13 protein-coding genes are annotated in these 14819 nt (G+C 68.4%); 2 read left to right on the plus strand and 11 right to left on the minus strand.

Annotated features, from left to right (window positions below; all coding sequences use genetic code 11):
• Positions 1-21: 21 nt before the first annotated feature.
• From ACYQ0J_RS08705 to ACYQ0J_RS08730, 6 genes are all read right to left on the minus strand, one after another.
• Entirely contained in the window at positions 22-1713 is a 1692-nt protein-coding gene (locus ACYQ0J_RS08705) for a M3 family oligoendopeptidase (RefSeq protein WP_460171765.1), read from the minus strand.
• Positions 1714-1738: 25 nt separating this feature from the next.
• A complete protein-coding gene (locus ACYQ0J_RS08710) occupies positions 1739-2191 on the minus strand; it encodes a hypothetical protein (protein ID WP_460171766.1) in 453 nt (150 codons plus the stop codon).
• Complete coding sequence (locus ACYQ0J_RS08715; protein WP_460171767.1) at positions 2188-3510, minus strand: LamG domain-containing protein; 1323 nt, start codon at positions 3508-3510, stop codon at positions 2188-2190. The genes ACYQ0J_RS08710 and ACYQ0J_RS08715 overlap by 4 nt, the downstream gene beginning before the upstream one ends.
• 74 nt (positions 3511-3584) lie before the next feature.
• Positions 3585-5000, minus strand: coding sequence for a hypothetical protein (locus tag ACYQ0J_RS08720; protein ID WP_460171768.1), 1416 nt, complete (start codon positions 4998-5000; stop codon positions 3585-3587).
• Positions 5001-5067: 67 nt separating this feature from the next.
• Positions 5068-6561: a hypothetical protein gene (locus ACYQ0J_RS08725; RefSeq protein ID WP_460171769.1), complete on the minus strand. Its 1494-nt coding sequence runs from the start codon at positions 6559-6561 to the stop codon at positions 5068-5070.
• Between the two features lie 90 nt (positions 6562-6651).
• Positions 6652-8916, minus strand: coding sequence for a tetratricopeptide repeat protein (locus ACYQ0J_RS08730; RefSeq protein ID WP_460171770.1), 2265 nt, complete (start codon positions 8914-8916; stop codon positions 6652-6654).
• Positions 8917-8962: 46 nt separating this feature from the next.
• Between ACYQ0J_RS08730 and ACYQ0J_RS08735 the strand changes: the two genes are divergently transcribed.
• Both ACYQ0J_RS08735 and ACYQ0J_RS08740 read left to right on the plus strand, forming a co-directional pair.
• Positions 8963-9370, plus strand: a complete 408-nt coding sequence (locus tag ACYQ0J_RS08735; RefSeq protein ID WP_460171771.1) for an acyl-CoA thioesterase — start codon at positions 8963-8965, stop codon at positions 9368-9370.
• Positions 9371-9405: 35 nt separating this feature from the next.
• Positions 9406-9876: a DUF1640 domain-containing protein gene (locus ACYQ0J_RS08740; RefSeq protein ID WP_460171772.1), complete on the plus strand. Its 471-nt coding sequence runs from the start codon at positions 9406-9408 to the stop codon at positions 9874-9876.
• A gap of 7 nt (positions 9877-9883) precedes the next feature.
• Here the strand turns inward: ACYQ0J_RS08740 and ACYQ0J_RS08745 are convergent, their stop codons facing one another.
• Genes ACYQ0J_RS08745 through ACYQ0J_RS08765 form a run of 5 tightly spaced genes read right to left on the minus strand, consistent with a single transcriptional unit; the run spans position 9884 to position 14819 of the window.
• The gene (locus ACYQ0J_RS08745) at positions 9884-12124 is read right to left on the minus strand and encodes an endonuclease MutS2 (RefSeq protein ID WP_460171773.1); all 2241 of its coding nucleotides are present in this window, start codon (positions 12122-12124) and stop codon (positions 9884-9886) included.
• Positions 12125-12146: 22 nt separating this feature from the next.
• Positions 12147-12485 (minus strand): hypothetical protein, encoded by a 339-nt coding sequence (locus ACYQ0J_RS08750; protein ID WP_460171774.1) that lies wholly within the window; start codon positions 12483-12485, stop codon positions 12147-12149.
• Positions 12486-12490: 5 nt separating this feature from the next.
• Positions 12491-14203, minus strand: coding sequence for a glycoside hydrolase family 13 protein (locus ACYQ0J_RS08755; protein ID WP_460171775.1), 1713 nt, complete (start codon positions 14201-14203; stop codon positions 12491-12493).
• Positions 14200-14535 (minus strand): HepT-like ribonuclease domain-containing protein, encoded by a 336-nt coding sequence (locus tag ACYQ0J_RS08760; protein WP_460171776.1) that lies wholly within the window; start codon positions 14533-14535, stop codon positions 14200-14202. The genes ACYQ0J_RS08755 and ACYQ0J_RS08760 overlap by 4 nt, the downstream gene beginning before the upstream one ends.
• On the minus strand, positions 14532-14819 hold the full coding sequence (locus ACYQ0J_RS08765) for a nucleotidyltransferase family protein (protein ID WP_460171777.1): 288 nt from the start codon (positions 14817-14819) through the stop codon (positions 14532-14534). The genes ACYQ0J_RS08760 and ACYQ0J_RS08765 overlap by 4 nt, the downstream gene beginning before the upstream one ends.

Consider the following 14819-nt stretch of genomic DNA (forward strand, 5'->3'; position numbering starts at 1 on the left):
CGCAAGCCTAAGCCTCCTTCGTCAGGGGGAGGTCATGCCCTCCAGGGCCTCCACCTTCTCCGCCAGGACCTCGAGGCCCTGCCGCCAGAAGTCCACCCGCTCCAGGTCAAAGCCGAAGCGGGCCGCAAGCTCCCTGGCGGGGTACATGCCGGACTGGGCCAGAAGGGCCTCGTAGCGCTCGGCGAAGCGGGGGTCCTCCTTGGCCCTTTGGTAGACGGCAAGCCCGAAGAGGAGGCCGAAGGTGTAGGGGTAGTTGTAGAAGTCCGAGCCGTAATAGTGCCCCTTCACCGCCCACATGAAGGGGTGCCGGGTGGCCAGGGCCTCCCCGTAGGCCTCCTCCTGGGCCTTGAGCATGAGCTCCCTAAACTCCCTGGGGGAAAGCTCGCGGGCCTTGCGCTTTTGGAAGACCCAGGACTCGAAGAGGAAGCGGCTATGGATGTCCACCACCACCTGGGCCGCCCCCTGGAGGTAGGCGTCCAGGATGAGGAGGCCTTCCTCCGGGGAGGCCTCCTTCAGGGCCGCCTCCACCACCAGGGTCTCGTTCATGATGCTGGCGGTCTCCGCCAGGGTCATGGGCACCTCCCTCAGCGAGGCCGGGACCTCCCGCAGGGCGAAGTTGTGGTAGGCGTGGCCCAGCTCGTGGGCCAGGGTGGAGACGGACTCAAAGCTCTCCTCGTAGTTGGCGAGGATGAGGCTTTTCCCCCCGCCCCGCCCCATGCAGTAGGCCCCGCCCACCTTGCCCTTTCGGGGGAGGAGGTCCATCCAGCGCTCCGCGAAGGCCATCTCCGCCACCTGGGCGGCGTTGGGGCTGAAGGCGGCGAGCTTCTCCCCGATGAAGCGCCGGGCCTCCTCCAGGGTCCAGCGCCGACCTTGGCCCAAGGGGGCGAAGAGGTCCCACCAGTCCAGGCGTTCCTTGCCCAGGGCCTTGGCCTTGAGGAGGAAGTAGCGGCGGAAGAGGGGAAGGCTTTCCCGCACCGCCTCCTGCATGGCGGAGAGGGCCTTCCTGGTGATGCGGTTCCGGAAGAGGGTGGGCTCGAGGTCGTCCTTGTACCCCCGCCTGCGGTTGAGGACGCTGGCCTCCCCCTTCACCCCGTTCAGGGCGTAGGCGATGGGCACCTCGTGGGCCTCCCAGGCCTTGAGCTCGGCCTCGTAGGCTTTCTTGCGCACCTCCTCCTCGGGGCGGAAGTAGAGGTTCCGCACCTTGGTGATGGGCATCTCCTTCCCGTCCACCACCGCGGTGATCTGGCTCGTCAGGTTCTCGTGGAGCTTGGCCCAGGCCTGGCGGCCGGAGAGGCTGAGCTCCGCGGCCAGGACCTCCTCGCCCTCGGGCATCAGGTGGAGGGCCTCCTCCTTGGCCTCCTCCACCAGGAGGCGGTAGGGGCCCGCTTCCCCGGGGTCTTGCCGGGCCAGGTAGCGGGTGAGGCGGGGGCTTAGGCGCCGATAGTCCAGGAAGAGCACCTCCAGCTCGGAGAGCTTGGCCAGGGCGGCCTCGTCCTGGGTGTCGGCGCTGAAGCGGGCGTAGAGGTAGGCCCAAAGGGGGGTGGCCTCCTCCAGGAGGCCGTCCAGGGCGGCGAGGACCTGGGGGAGGGGGGCCTCCCCTTCCAAAAGCGCCTTGAGGTCGCCGATCCTTCCCCTTAGCCCTTCCCAGGCCCGCTGGAACTCGGGGCTTTCCAGGCCGGGGAAGAGGGGGGTGAGGTCCCAGGTGGTTTCCATGGCCCCACTATACCTGACCCGCCGGTCAGAAGCCGGCGGGTTCCAGGTAGACGCGGAGCCTTAGGAGGGCGATGAAGCCGAGGCCCAAGTCCCCTGGGGAAACCCTCTCCCAAAAGGCGGGGTCCAGGGGAAGGGCCACCCCGCCCCAGACGGGGAGGCTGGTGTCCCGGAGGTTGGTGAGGCCCAGGGTGGCGGAGACCAGGGATCGCCCCGCGATTTCGTGGTGGGGGTGGAAGAGGAGCCCTCCCTGGAGGATGCGGCCCCGGTCCAGGTAGACCCCGCCCTCGAGGCCCACGAAGACCCCGCCCAGAAGCTCCCAGCCGGCCCGGGCCTCGAGGAGGTAACCCCCCTGTTCCAGCCGGGCGAAGCCCGCAAGGCCGATGGGGAGGACTTGGCCCTCCAACGCCAGCCCCAGCACCAGCCGCTGGGCCAAGGCGGGGAGGAGGAGGAAGGCAAGGGGGATGAGCTTGCCCATCATCCTTCTGGCTTAGCTCCAAGCAACAGGAGCCCCACGTCGTCAAAATCCCCGTCTATCCAGTCTTCCACCAAGAGGAGTATTCCTTCCTTTACCCCCTTGCTGTTGATCGCCTCGTAGGCCCGAAAGCCCCGCGGGGCTTCGTTGAAACGGTCTTCGGTGTAGACGGTCTTGTTACCGTAGTGCTCGTAGCTGTGGGCGATGCCGAAGCTTCCCTGGGGCCGGAAGACCGCCACCAAGGGCGGGTTCAGGCAGGTAGGGGGTTCAAAGGCCCCCTCGTAGGAGAGCGCATAGCTTGGGGCCTCGGGTTTGCCCGCCGGATAGTAGCCGATGCGGTAGTTGCGGGCCGCCGAGTGCCCGCCCAGAAGCCGAAGCTCCGCCTGCCCCTCGGCCAGGAAGCGTTCGTGGGGAAGCTCGGCCCCGGCCCGGTAGCCGCAGAAGTTATCCCGTCTAGGCGGGGCCTCCCCGGTCGGGGGACCGGGGGGAGGCGGGGCCGTGCCGCCCAGGCGCTCCACCTTGAGGTTGTCCAGCTGGAAGGTGACGGCTACAGGGCCGATGCCGAACCCGCCCCGGTTGTAGTCGGGGTCCTTCCAGTTCACCACCTCCGTCCCGTCCACGAAGACCCGCACCGTGCCGTCGCTCCGGAGTTCAAAGGCGAAGTCGTGCCAGTTCCCGTCCCGCATGACGGCCCTGGCGGTTCCTTCCAGTTCCCTGCGGTGCAGGAGGGTGAAGCTCTGGCCGCCGGCGAGCTTAACCAGCATCACCCCTGCGGGTCCGAAGCCGATCTGGAACTCCAGGGCGCGGGAGCCGTCCCCGGTCAGGAAGAGGCGGGCCCGGATGTGGCTATGGGTGCAGCAGGCCTCCAGCGTCTTGGCCCGGAAGCTCACCCGGTAGTCCGTCCAGTCCTCGGCGCCGAAGGTCAGAAAGCCTTCTCCAGAACCGCCTTCCAGGCGTACCGCCTTGTCCAGCCTGCCGTCCGGGGCAAAGGCCTCCTCCACCGTGATCTTCTGCCAACCTTCGCCGGTGCGGAGAAGGCCGTACCGGTCCGGGGCCACCACCGGGAGCACGGCCCCCGTGGGGTAGGAGGAGAAGTCGTCCACGAAGGCGCTTCCCGCCGGGGGCAGGGGGTTTCCCGGGAGGACCTTGAGGACGGGACCGGCCACGCCTCCCCCGCCCGGTTGCGTGGGCTGGGGGGGGGCGCCGGGCGGGGGAACCTGGACGGGCACGTCCACCCGTACCCCGGGAAGGGGTTCTGCGGTGATCCGGGGAGCGCACGCCGCGAGCAAAACGCCTGCCGCCAGAAGCCACAACCCTTTCCTCATACGTTCACCTCCTTTACGTTCTTTGTAGCACGCCGTCGGTTAAGGCCTGGTTAAGGCCAAACCCGTGGAGTGGCCTAGGGGACGGTGACGGCGAAGGGCTCCGAGCGCCACCCTTCGGGGGAGCGGAACTGTAGGCGCAGGGTGAGGGGGCCTCCGGGCCCGAGAAGCCCCCGGTGGGTGTAGGAGGCCTGGGCCAGGGGCAGGCTAGGGCAGCCGGCCCCGGGGGGTGGGTTGAGGGCCGAAACCTCCCCGCCCCCCACCCCCTGGCAGCGCACGAGGCGGGCGAAGAGGGTGAAGGTGTGCACCTCGGGGGCGAGGATCCAGAGGAAGAAGCCCTCCTGCCCCCCGCCCAGGCCCAGCACGTAGCGGGGCTGGGTGGGGTCCCGGTCAAAGCCAGGGTAAGGGAAGACCGCCACCCGCTCCCCGCCGGGAAGGGGGGGCGGGTCCAGGGTGTAGAGGTCCAGGGGGACGTCCTCCCGAGGCAAGGGATGGAGCCGGATCTGGAAGAAGAGCTCCGTGGGCCCGGCCTCCGCCCTCAGGACCTCCACGCTCCCGGGCTCCCGGGGGAGGAGGCGGGCGGGGTACAGGTCCAGGACCAGGGGGCCGAGCGCCTCGGGCCGGGGGTCGTGGGCCGTGTAAAAGCAGGCCACGTAGGCCCTTTCCGGCACCTCCTCGGGGGGTAGGGGGCTATGCGCCAGGCCGTAGCGCCGGTTCAGGGGAACGAAGGCCCCCCTCAGGGTGAGGTTTCCTTCCAAGAGGCTTCCCCGCACCTCCTGGACCAGGGCCTCCGGAGGCCGGTCCGTGAGGGCGCAGGAAGGGTCTTCCCGTCCTCCGAAGAGCCAGGAGGGGAGGTCCAGGTAGAAGCGGCTTTCCTCCTCCTCCGGGGTGTAGAAGACCTCAAAGGCCTCCTCGTGGAGGCGCACCAGGTTCCGCCCCAGGTAGGGGCCATCCCGGTAGACCTCCTCCCAGCGGGCCACCACCCCGTAGGGGTCCCCCACCTCCTCCGCCCTGCCGTGGGGGGCCACACGGGGGCGGACCCGCTCCCGGTGGAGCACCCGGCCCTCGGGGGTGTGGAAGACCAGCTCAAAGGGGAAAGGGGGGAGGTTCGCGATGGGTCTTAGGTCCAGGGGGTACGTGTAGCGCACCTTCCCCTGGGGCCCCGCTGGGCCCCAGGTCTGCACCTCCACCCTGAGGGTTCCCCCTTCTTGCGCCACCCTTCCGAGCCGGACCCCGTAGCCCTCGGTGGGGGCGGTCCCCAGGAAGGCGAGGAGGAGGGGGAAGCCGAGGGGCCCCCTCCTCACCGCCTCCGCCGGAGGGATGGGGAGGGTGGGGAGGTCCTGGCGGAGGGCCTCCGGGTCCAGGTAGAGGGCGAAGCGGGCGTCGGGGAAGGGGGGGACGCCAGGTTCCCCGGTGGGGGGCGTTTGGCGTTCCGGGGTGGGGACGCAGGCGGGGAGGAGGAAAAGGAGAATGGGCACCAAGTGCTTCTTCATGGGCATGGTACCTTTGGGTGAAAAGCGCCCGGGCGCCTAGTTCCCGGGCGCTAGGCGTTGTGGTTTCCTAGTTCTGCGGGCAGTAGTTGTTCATCCGGAGCCACTGCTCCAGGGTCATGGAGCTGTCCCGGAAGGAGAGGAGAAGGTTTTCGCCTGGGCACGTATCCTGGCCGTTCAGGTCGTCCTGGTCCAGGTAGCCCAAGAACGTGAGGGCCCGCTGGTTGTTCTCGTCTACGTAGCCGTTCAGGTCCACGCGCGTGGGGTTGCCGTTTTGGTCAAAGACAATCCTTGTAACGTTGATGTGGAAGGTGAAGCTGTTCTCGCCTGCCCTGGAGGTGAAGGTAAAAGAGCCGCCTTGTACGTTAAAGCGTTCAGTGAAGCAGTCCGCACCGCGGGTGAGGTCACCGTTCAGGGTGAGCTGGTAGGAAACCGAGGCGGCGGGGTTGGCTCCGGTGGTGGAAAGGGTGAGCCCAATCGCGATGCTGTCAGTGCTCCCTTCGGTAAGGGCATAGCTGAAGTCCCAGTTCAGCTTGGCGGTCTGGCCGAGGGAACCGGTGAAGGTGAGGTTCGTGGGCTCGAGGATGGGCGTGCTGGTTGCCTGGCAGTTGTACCAGCTTGCGCTGAAGTCGGCGTTTGCTACTTGGTCACCGCCTAGGGTCATCTTCGCCTGGCTGGCCCGGGGAACCTCGTGGCTCCCGCCTCCCCGGTCGTGGGCCCAGACCGTTTGGGCTCCGTTCTTATCCCAGTCCACGAGGAGTTCGGCCACCTGGCTGTTGGACCTCCACTTAAGGCCTAGGTCGTAGGGAGATTGGGGCGTGTAAGGCTGAGGGTTAGAGGGGTCGGTGTAGTCCATGCCTCCCCGAGGCAGCTCGTTCCCCGAGGGATGGTTCAAGGGCAGCAGGCCGAGGGGCCTGAGGAAGCCAAGGGGCCCCTGATGGATAGAGCCCAGAGGCCCTTGAGGGGTGAAGATGAGCGGTCCTTGAGGGCTAAGACCTTGGACAGAAAGCCCGCCCATGCCCGGGCCTCCAGGGCTCTGGAACAGCGCTTGGAAAGCGGGGTCGTTTCTCAGCTGCTGTATGACCTGGGATAGCTTTTGGTAATGCAGGCTCAGGTTGTTGGAGAACTCACTCTGGCTCGTTCCGGAGGTGGGGCAGTCGGTTTTGCTGGTTTTGCTTCCACTCCAGGTGCCGGCGTCCACCCGGTTGGTCCCCTGATTGAGGGTATAGTTTCCGTTCGCGTTGTTCCCACTAACGGTTCCGGTGAACTGGATCTCGTAGCTCCCCGCAACAGCTGCTCCGAAGGTGATCTGGTTGCCGTTTAAGGTGCCGCTTGCGTCTCCAAAGTAGACCCCATTCCGGTAGAGGGGCCCAGAGATCTGGTTGCCGTTTTGGGTGATCTTGATGCAGAAAGTGCCGCTCGTGTCTGTTAGCTGGGTGGAAGTCCAGGTCCCTTCCCACACCCCGGCGATGCTGGGGGTAGACCCACCCCCACCGCCTCCGCCGCCGCCACCGCCCGTCTGTCCGCCGCAGGCGGCGAGGAGAAGGCCGAGGCTGAAGAGCAATAGAGCCCATCCCTTACGCATACCCCATCACCTCCCGTGCTCGAGGCCCCCATGCTTTTGGACCTCACCCCACCTATAGCACGGGCCCGGTTAAGGGCTGGTTAAGTAAGCCCTTGGGGAGAACCTCCCGGGAAGGGCCTCCTCCACCCGGGCTTGGACCCGGGAGAGGTCCAGGCGCCGGGCCCAGCGGGTGAGGCCCTCCTTGACGCGGGCGTCCCACCAGACCCCAGGGGGGAGGTGGGCCCGGTAGGTCCCCCCCTCCAGGCGGACGAGTTCGGGGTCCAGGGCCTCCCTTAGGTGGTGGACTGCCACTTGCAGGCGCTTCTTGGGGTTTTTGCTCCCGGGAAAGAGGAGGTGGGCGAGGGCTTCGGCCTCCAGGGCCCCCCGGTGCCAGAGGAGGAGGAGGAGCAAAAGCTCCTTCCGGGAGGGAAGGGGGAGGGGGCCTTCCTCGGTGCGGGCCTCGAGGGCTTTTAGGCTCCGCACCCGAAGCCACCCCACGCCCGCGAGGAGGGCTTCCAGGAGGCCTTCCTCCCCGGCGGCGAAGGCGAAGAGGGGGAGGGGAAAGAGCCTTTCCCAGAGCCAGAAGTCCTGGAAGCCCGCCTTTAGGACCTCCCGGGCCAGGGCCTTGGCCTCTCCGGGAGAAGGATCTTTCAAGAAAAGCTCCAGCCGAGCGAGGAGGTGAAGCCTTCCCGCCCCCGCCTTCTCCGCCAGGCGCAAGGCCTCATGGAAGTGCTCGGGCCTGCCGCAGAGCCTTCCCGCCACCAGGTGCCACTCCGCCATCTCCCCGGGGCCGCCCCCCTCTTGGAAAAAGTCCTTGGCCCGTTCCAGGCTTCCCTTGGCCCCAAGCTGGGCCAGGCCCAGGTGGACCAGGCCCAGGGCGTAGGGGTCGTGGGCCCTTTCCAGGGTGGCCTCCGCTTCCCGGTAGAGGCTTGCCGCCTCCAGCAGGTGGGCCTCCCGGTAGAGGTCGGCGAGGTTTAAGAGGGTATAGCCCAAGGCGCGGTAGTCCCCGGAGGCCTGGGCTTCCTTCTGGGCCTCGAGGAGGGTCCTTTTGGCCTCCAAAAACCGCCCCAGGTACCGCAGGGCTTCCCCCAGGGAAAGCAGGGTGTAGGCCCGGGAGAGGGGGGTGGTCTTTAAGGGGAGAACCTCCCGGTAGAGGCCCACCGCCTCGGAAAGCTCCCCCAGGTGGTGCCGGGCCACGGCCAGGTTGTGGAGGGCCAGGGCCTCCACCTCCCGCTGCCTTGCGCTCCGGGAGAGGACCAGGGCCTCCTCCAGGTCCTCCGCCGCCTCCCGGTAGCGGGAGAGGCGGATGCGGGCTGCTCCCCGGCTGGTGAGGAAGCGGGCCCGCAAGGGAGTCTTCCCCAGGGCCACCCCCTGGGAGAAGACCCGTTCGGCCTCCCGGTGCTCCCCTTTCAGCCCGAGGAGGGTGCCTTTGGCGAGGAGGGCCTCGGCGAGCAGGGCGGGGTCTTCCTCCGGGAACCCTTCCAGGGCGGCCAGGCCCCGGTCCAGCTCCCCCCGCATCCGGTGCCCCAGGGCGAGGAGGAGGCGGAGGCGGGGGGAGGGGTGCTCCACCCGCTCGGCGTAGCGGAAAAACGCCTCCACCTGGCCCCGTTCCAGGAGGGGTCTTCCCGCCCGCTCCAGGGTTCGAAGGAGAAGCTCCCCTCCGTAGAGGCTTGCTGCGGCCAGGGCCTCCTCCCCGGCGCCAAGGGCCAGGGTCGCCTCCAGGAGCGGTTCTGCCAGCTCCGGGGGCGGCAGGGGATGGGTGGCCCATAGGTAGGCCGCCAGGGCGGGGAGGAGGCGGAAGGGCACCCCCCCGGCCAGGGCGCCTTCCAGGAGGGCATCCACCGCCCGGCCCAGCCCCACCTCGCGGAAGGCGGCCTCGGGCAGGGGGAGGCGGAAGGGGCAGAGGTCCAAGGGGGGGAGCGTCCCCTCCAGGAAGGCGCGAAGCTCGGGGGTCCAGGCAGCCTCCCCCTTTTCCAGCGCCTTCCGGGTGAGGTGGGGCCAGCCACCGAAGAGCTCGTAAACGGCCTCCGCCAGGGACCTTCGGCCCAGACGGCGGCTGAGCTCCTGGACCTCCTCGAGGGTGAAGGCCAGGGCCTCGGGGCCCAGGCGGTGGGGAGCGGGGAGGCAGGCCCGGCGCACGCCCACCGCCTGGCCCGGGAGGAGTTCCGGAGGAGGTTCTTTGAGGTCGTAGCAACCGGGCTCGGGAAGCCAGCGCTGGCGGTAGGGAAGCCCCTTGGCCTCGGCGAAGGCCTTTAGGAGGAGGGTCTTGCCAAAGCCCGGAGGGGCGTGGAGCAGGACTCCTTCCGCAAGCCCCTCCTCGAGGCCTTGGAAGAGCCGCGGCCGGTGGAGGTACACATCCCAGGATAGCTTTCCCCAGGGGGGGGCGGGTAAGCTTTAGGGCATGGAGGGATTTCCCGTAAAGGTTCCCGTGCAGGTGCGCTTCCGGGATCTGGACGCCTTGGGCCACGTGAACAACGCCGTCTACCTCACCTACTTTGAGTTGGCCCGGGCTGCCTACTTCCGAAGGCTGGAGGAGGACTGGGTGGCGCGGGGCCGCTTCATCCTGGCCCGGGCCGAGGTGGACTTTCTAAGGCCCGTCTACCTCGAGGACCCCGTGGAGGTGGGGGTACGGGTGGTGCGCCTCGGTCGCTCCAGCTTTGACATGGAGTACCGGGTGGAAGCCCGGGGAGAGGAGGCGGCCCGGGGCCGGACCGTCCAGGTTTGGCTGGAAGGGGGGCGTCCTGCCCCCCTCCCCCAGGCGGTCCGGGCCCGGATCGCCGAGGTGGAGGGGAGGCTCCTTTCGCCCTAGGGCGCCCACTTTCCTCGTGCTATCCTAAGGGGCAGATGACCACGGAGGAACGCCTCTACAAGCTGGAGGGCATCGTAGAGGGGGTCATGGCGGTCTTGCCCGACCGGGTTTCGGCCCTGGAGGCGAGGATGGACCTCCTCCGCCAGGAGGTGAAGGCGGAGATCGCCGGGCTTCGTCAAGAGGTGAAGGCGGAGATTGCGGGGCTCCGGCAGGAGATAGAGGAGAAGTTCACCGGGCTTCGTCAAGAGGTGAAGGCGGAGATCGCCGGGCTCCGGCAGGAGATGGAGGAGAAGTTCACCGGGCTTCGTCAAGAGGTGAAAGCGGAGATCGCCGGGCTCCGGCAGGAGGTGGAGGAGAAGTTCACCGGGCTTCGCCAGGAGGTGAGGGCCGAGATCGCCGGTCTCCGCCAGGAGGTGAAGGCCGAGATCAACACGGCCTTCAACAAGGCCATGCTTTTCTTTACGGCCATCGCGGTGGTTCTCGGAGTGCTCACCCTTTTGCGCTAGAAGGCCTTCAGGACTGGCCCTTGAGGAGCACCACCGTGACCCCGTGCCCCCCCTCGTGGGGCGGCGCGTCGGCGAAGCTCTCCACCCGCCTGTCCCGGCGGAGGGCGTCCCGGATGGCCTGCCTAAGGGCCCCCGTCCCCTTGCCGTGGAGGAGGCGGAGGGTGGGAAGGCCGAGGGCCCGCGCTTCCTCCAGGGCCTGGTCCACCTCCAGAAGGGCCTCCTCCACCGTGAGGCCCCTCAGGTCCACCTCCCGCACCTCCCGCTTGGGCTTGGGGGTGAGGGCCTTGGGCGCCTCCGGGGCCTTCAGGGGCTTCAGCTCCCCCGCCTTGAGGGTCATCCTCACGGGGCCCACCTGGACCAGGGCCTCCTCGCCCCTAAGCTCCAGGAGCTTACCCGGGCGGCCCAGGGAGAGCACCTCCACCATCTGCCCCTCCGCGAGGCCCACCGGGGGTGGGGATGGCGGGGCCTTCTTGGCGTAGCGCTCCCTAAGGGCCATGAGTTCCCGCAGGGCGTCCCGCTTGCCCTCGGTTTTGGCCTTCTCCTTGAGGGCCTTGAGCTCGGCCTCCACCTTGAGGAGCTTGGCCCGCACCTCCTCCTCCAGGGCCCTTAGGCGCTCCTGGCGCTCCTCCTCAAAGCGCGCCTCCCGCTCGGCGAGGGCCCGCCGAAGCCCCTCTACCTGGGAGAGCTCCCGCCTCAAGCGCTCCCGCTCCGCCTCCAAGGCCAGGCGCTCGGCCTCCAGCTTTTCCAGGAGGGCCTCGAGCCTCCCCCCCTCGGGGAGGAGGGCCTCGGCCCGCCTGAGGACCTCCTCGGGCAGGGCGAGCCTCCTGGCGATGGCGAGGGCGTAGCTCCGCCCCGGCACCCCCAGGACGAGCTCGTAGGTGGGGCGGAGGGCCTCGAGGTCAAAGCGCATGGAGGCGTTCTGGATCCCCTCCCTCCCTTGGGCGAAGGCCTTCAGGGGGGAGAGGTGGGTGGTGACCATCCCCTTGACCCCCTTCTCCAGAAGGGCCTCCAGGATGGCCTGGGAGAGGGCGGCCCCCTCCTCGGGGTCGGTGCCGCTTCCGAGCTCGTCCACGAGGACGAGGCTATTCGGGGTGGCCTCCTCCAGCATCTCCTTGAGGCGCTTGAGGTGCCCGGCGAAGGTGGAGAGGCTTTCCTGCAGGGACTGCTCGTCCCCGATGTCGGCGAAGACCCTATCCGGCCAGGCGAGGAGGGCCCGCTCCGCCGCCACAAAGAGGCCGGACTGGGCCATGAGGACGGCGAGGCCCAGGGTCTTGAGGAGGGCGGTCTTCCCCCCCATGTTGGGGCCGGAGATGAGGAGGATCCGGGCCTTCTCGTCCAGGGCGAAGGCGTTCCGCACGGGGTTCGGGATCAGGGGGTGGAAGGCCCCGTAGAGTTCGTATCCCTCCCCGAAGCGGGGCCGGGAAAGCCCGAGGTCCCGGGCCAAGGCCGCCTGGGCCTGGACGAGGTCCAAAAGGCCTAAGGCCTCGAGGGTCTTCGGCACCCCTTCGTCCCGGGCAAGCCTCTCGGAGAGGTCCCGAAGGATGCGGTTCACCTCCTCCTCCTCCTGGAGCCTCAGGGCCTGGAGGCGGTTGTTGAGCTTGACCACCGAGAAGGGCTCCACGAAGAGGGTCGCCCCCGACTCGGACTCGTCCAGGAGGATCCCCGGCACCTTCTGGGCCATGCCCGCCCGCACGGGGATGCAGTACCGCTCCCGCCTCAGGGTGACGAAGCGGTCCTGGATGGCCTCCTTGTGGCGGTCCATGAGGGCGTAGAGGCGGTCCAGGATCTGCTGGCGGAGGGGCCTAAGTTCCCGGCGGATCTGGAGAAGGCGGGGGCTGGCCTCGTCCTTTACCCCCCCTTCCTCGTCCAGGGCCTTCTTCACCCGCTCCAGGAAGGGGGTGTGGTCCCCGATCCCCCCCGCCACCTGGCTCAAGGCGTTCCCCAGGGGAAGGAGCTCCTCCTTTAGGGCCATGGCCTCCTCCAAGGCCTTGGCCGCCTCTAGGAGCTCGGGGCCGGAAAGCCTCGCCCCCGCCAGGGCCTTCCCGTAGGCCTCCCTTAAGGCCCCCGCCTCGGGGAGGGCGTAGGGGTAGGAGAGGGCCTCCCCCGTGAGCTCGTGCCGCCTTTCGGCCTCCTCTTGGGAAAGGGGGGAAAGGCTTAGGGCGAGCTCCTTCCCCAAGGGGGTCTTGGCCCTTTCCGCGAGGAGGGCGCGCACCCTGGGGAACTCCAGGACCTCGAGGACGTCCCGCACAAAGAAAGAGTATACCCTGGGCTTAGCGCTTCAGGAGCTTAAGGAGAAGGGAAAGAACCTCCTTCCCCGCCCCGAGCTTTGCCCCCTTGGCCGCTAGGAGGCCGAGCCGGCCAAGCCTCCCCGCGGGGAGCAGGGAAAGGAGGGCCATGGCGTGAGATAGAAGCTGCGCCCTTTCCTCGGGGCGCAGGGCGTCCCAGCGGCGCCGGGCCTCTGCCACGAGGGCAAGAAGGCGCTCCCGAAAGCCCTGCGCGCTGGCGCCCTCCTTGCGAAGGGCCTCCGCTTTGGCGAGGAGGTCCACCGGGGCCTCCACCTTCTTTCGCGCCACCCGCCGCACCTTCCCATAGAAGCGTTTGAGGCGCATCCCCCTCAGTATAGGGGCTGGAAGAGCAGGTACCGGGCCTCCACCTCCCCCGCCACCTCCTCCCCCGAAAGGAGGTCCACGCCTCGGGGAAGGACAAGGCGGGTTTCCTCCCTGGCGAAGAAGGCCCAGACCTCCTTTCCCCGGTAGCGCCGCCTGAAGGCCAGGACCCCAGGGGGGGCCTTGAGGGGAAGGAGCCCCCCGAGCCTCAAGGCGGGGTGGGTCTTCTTGAGGCGCACCAGGCGCCGGAGGAAGGCGAAAAGCTCCCGGTCCCAAAGGGCCTCGTCCCAGGGGAAGGGGGCGCGGCAGTAGGGGTCTCCCCGCCAGACCTCGTAGGGGTTGGGCTGGGAGAGGCCAATCTCGTCCCCGTAGTAGATGGCGGGGCTTCCGGGAAAGGCGAAGAGGAGGGCGTAGGCGGTCTTGAAGCGCTCCCTATCCCCCCTTAGCCGCCACAGGGCCCGGGGGATGTCGTGGGAGGAGAGGAGGGTGTACATGCTGTGGCGAAGGGGGAGGGGAAGCGCGGCGTAGTGGTCAAAAAGGGTCTGCCAGAGGTCCTCGGCCTCCAGGGCCACGGGGTTTCCGTGGTGGTCCCGGCCCGAGAGCCACGCCATCACCGGGTGGGCAAACCCCGCGTAGTGCATGGCCCCGTCCAGGGTGTGGGCGCGTAGGGTAGGGGTGGCATCGTAGGAGAGCTCCCCGAAGACCAGGGCGTCCGCCCGCTCCTCCTTGGCAGCCCGGGCGAGAGCCCTTAGCCAGCGGGCGTTCTTGCGGTTCGTGCCCCCTTCCCCGAGGGAGTGGGCCACGTCCAGCCGCCAGCCATGAGCGAGGCGCATCCAGTAGCGGATGGGGGCCTTCTGGCCAAAGACGAAGCGCTCCTGGGTGAGCGCCGAGGCGTAGTCCAGCTTGGGCATGTGCCTCACTCCCCAGAAGCTGGCGTAGGTGCCGTCGGGGTGGAAGGTGAACATGCCCCTTTCCGGGGAGGAGGGGTCCTTCAGGGCCCTTTGGAACCAGGGGTGGGTCGCCCCCACGTGGTTGAAGACCCCGTCCAGGATGAGCTTCATCCCCCGGGCCTCGAGGGCCTCGTAGAGGGCCTTAAGGGCCTCCTCCCCCCCCAGGTGGGGGTCCACCCGGAGGTAGTCCTCGGTGTCGTAGCGGTGGCTGGAAGGGCTTTGGAAGATGGGGGTGAGGTAGAGGGCCTCTACCCCCAGGGCCTCGAGGTGGGGAAGGGCCTCCAGAACCCCCCAGAGGTCCCCCCCGTAGAACTCCCGGGCCCCGTCTTCCCCGGGAGGCTCGTGCCAGGCCTTTTTGCGGATGGGCTTCCCCCCGTAAAGCCAGGCCCCCTCCTTGGGGGCAAGCTCCGGGCGGCCTTGGCGGAAGCGGTCGGGAAAGATCTGGTAGTAGACCGCCCCCAAGGCCCACGCGGGGGGCAAGGGCCCCGCCAGGAGGTGGAAGAAGCGGTCGTAGCGGGGAAGGGCCCTTTCCAGGCCGTGGCTTCCCAGGTACCCCTCGGGGAGGTGGAAGACGTAGCGGAAGGGGCTTCCGTGCACCGCCACCCACACCCCTAGCCCTCCCTTCTGCCTGCGCATGGGCTTCTGGTGAAGCTCCCCGTCCTTCTCGTAGACGAGAAGCCCCTCCCGGGCCTCGGTTTCCAGGAAAAGCTCCACTTCTTCCCCCAGCTCGGGGAAGGTGGGGTCAACGTGTTCAAGGTCGTGGTGGTTCAAGGATAAACCTCCAAGAGCGCCCGCACCTGAACCTTCAGCGCGGGTAAATCCCGGATCACGGTAGACCAGACCTCTTCCAGGTCCACGCTGAAGTACTCGTGGACAAGGAGGTTACGCATGGCCACCATCTCCCGCCAGGGGATATGAGGGTGGGCCTCGTGAAAGTCCCGCCCTAGCCTGGCTGCGGCCTCCCCGATGCGCTGCAGGTGGTGCACGATCCAGACCTGAACCAGCTCGTCTTGCAAAAAGCGCGCCTTTCCCAGGGCGGCGTACCGTTCAATACGGGCGATGGCCTCCAGGATATCCCGAAGCCTGGCCTTGGGGTCCCTCATAGGGGGATGGCCTCCCGCAGGACCCGTTCCCGAAGCCTAGGGGCCAGACCTCCCTCGCTCACCACGTCCACCGGTATCCCTAAGAGCGCCTCCAGGGCTAGCTTCAGGCGGGCGTGGTCCAGGAGGGTACGTCCAGCCTCGAAGGCCACCAGGAGGTCCAGGTCGCTTCCCTCCCCGGCTTCTCCCCGGGCCACCGACCCGAAAACACGCACCCTCACCGCCCCGTGGCGGGCGCAGAGGCTGAGGATGGCCTCCCTCCTGGCCCTGAGGGCTTCCAGGTCCAT

It is taken from the genome of Thermus sp. FJN-A, from assembly GCF_054655095.1.

Excerpts from the sequence above, each read along its gene's own strand:
- ACYQ0J_RS08705 (WP_460171765.1), bottom strand. The coding sequence starts at position 1,713 with ATGGAAACCACCTGGGACCTCACCCCCCTCTTCCCCGGCCTGGAAAGC.
- ACYQ0J_RS08710 (WP_460171766.1), bottom strand. The coding sequence starts at position 2,191 with ATGATGGGCAAGCTCATCCCCCTTGCCTTCCTCCTCCTCCCCGCCTTG.
- ACYQ0J_RS08715 (WP_460171767.1), bottom strand. The coding sequence starts at position 3,510 with ATGAGGAAAGGGTTGTGGCTTCTGGCGGCAGGCGTTTTGCTCGCGGCG.
- ACYQ0J_RS08720 (WP_460171768.1), bottom strand. The coding sequence starts at position 5,000 with ATGAAGAAGCACTTGGTGCCCATTCTCCTTTTCCTCCTCCCCGCCTGC.
- ACYQ0J_RS08735 (WP_460171771.1), top strand. The coding sequence starts at position 8,963 with ATGGAGGGATTTCCCGTAAAGGTTCCCGTGCAGGTGCGCTTCCGGGAT.
- ACYQ0J_RS08740 (WP_460171772.1), top strand. The coding sequence starts at position 9,406 with ATGACCACGGAGGAACGCCTCTACAAGCTGGAGGGCATCGTAGAGGGG.
- ACYQ0J_RS08750 (WP_460171774.1), bottom strand. The coding sequence starts at position 12,485 with ATGCGCCTCAAACGCTTCTATGGGAAGGTGCGGCGGGTGGCGCGAAAG.
- ACYQ0J_RS08760 (WP_460171776.1), bottom strand. The coding sequence starts at position 14,535 with ATGAGGGACCCCAAGGCCAGGCTTCGGGATATCCTGGAGGCCATCGCC.
- ACYQ0J_RS08765 (WP_460171777.1), bottom strand. The coding sequence starts at position 14,819 with ATGGACCTGGAAGCCCTCAGGGCCAGGAGGGAGGCCATCCTCAGCCTC.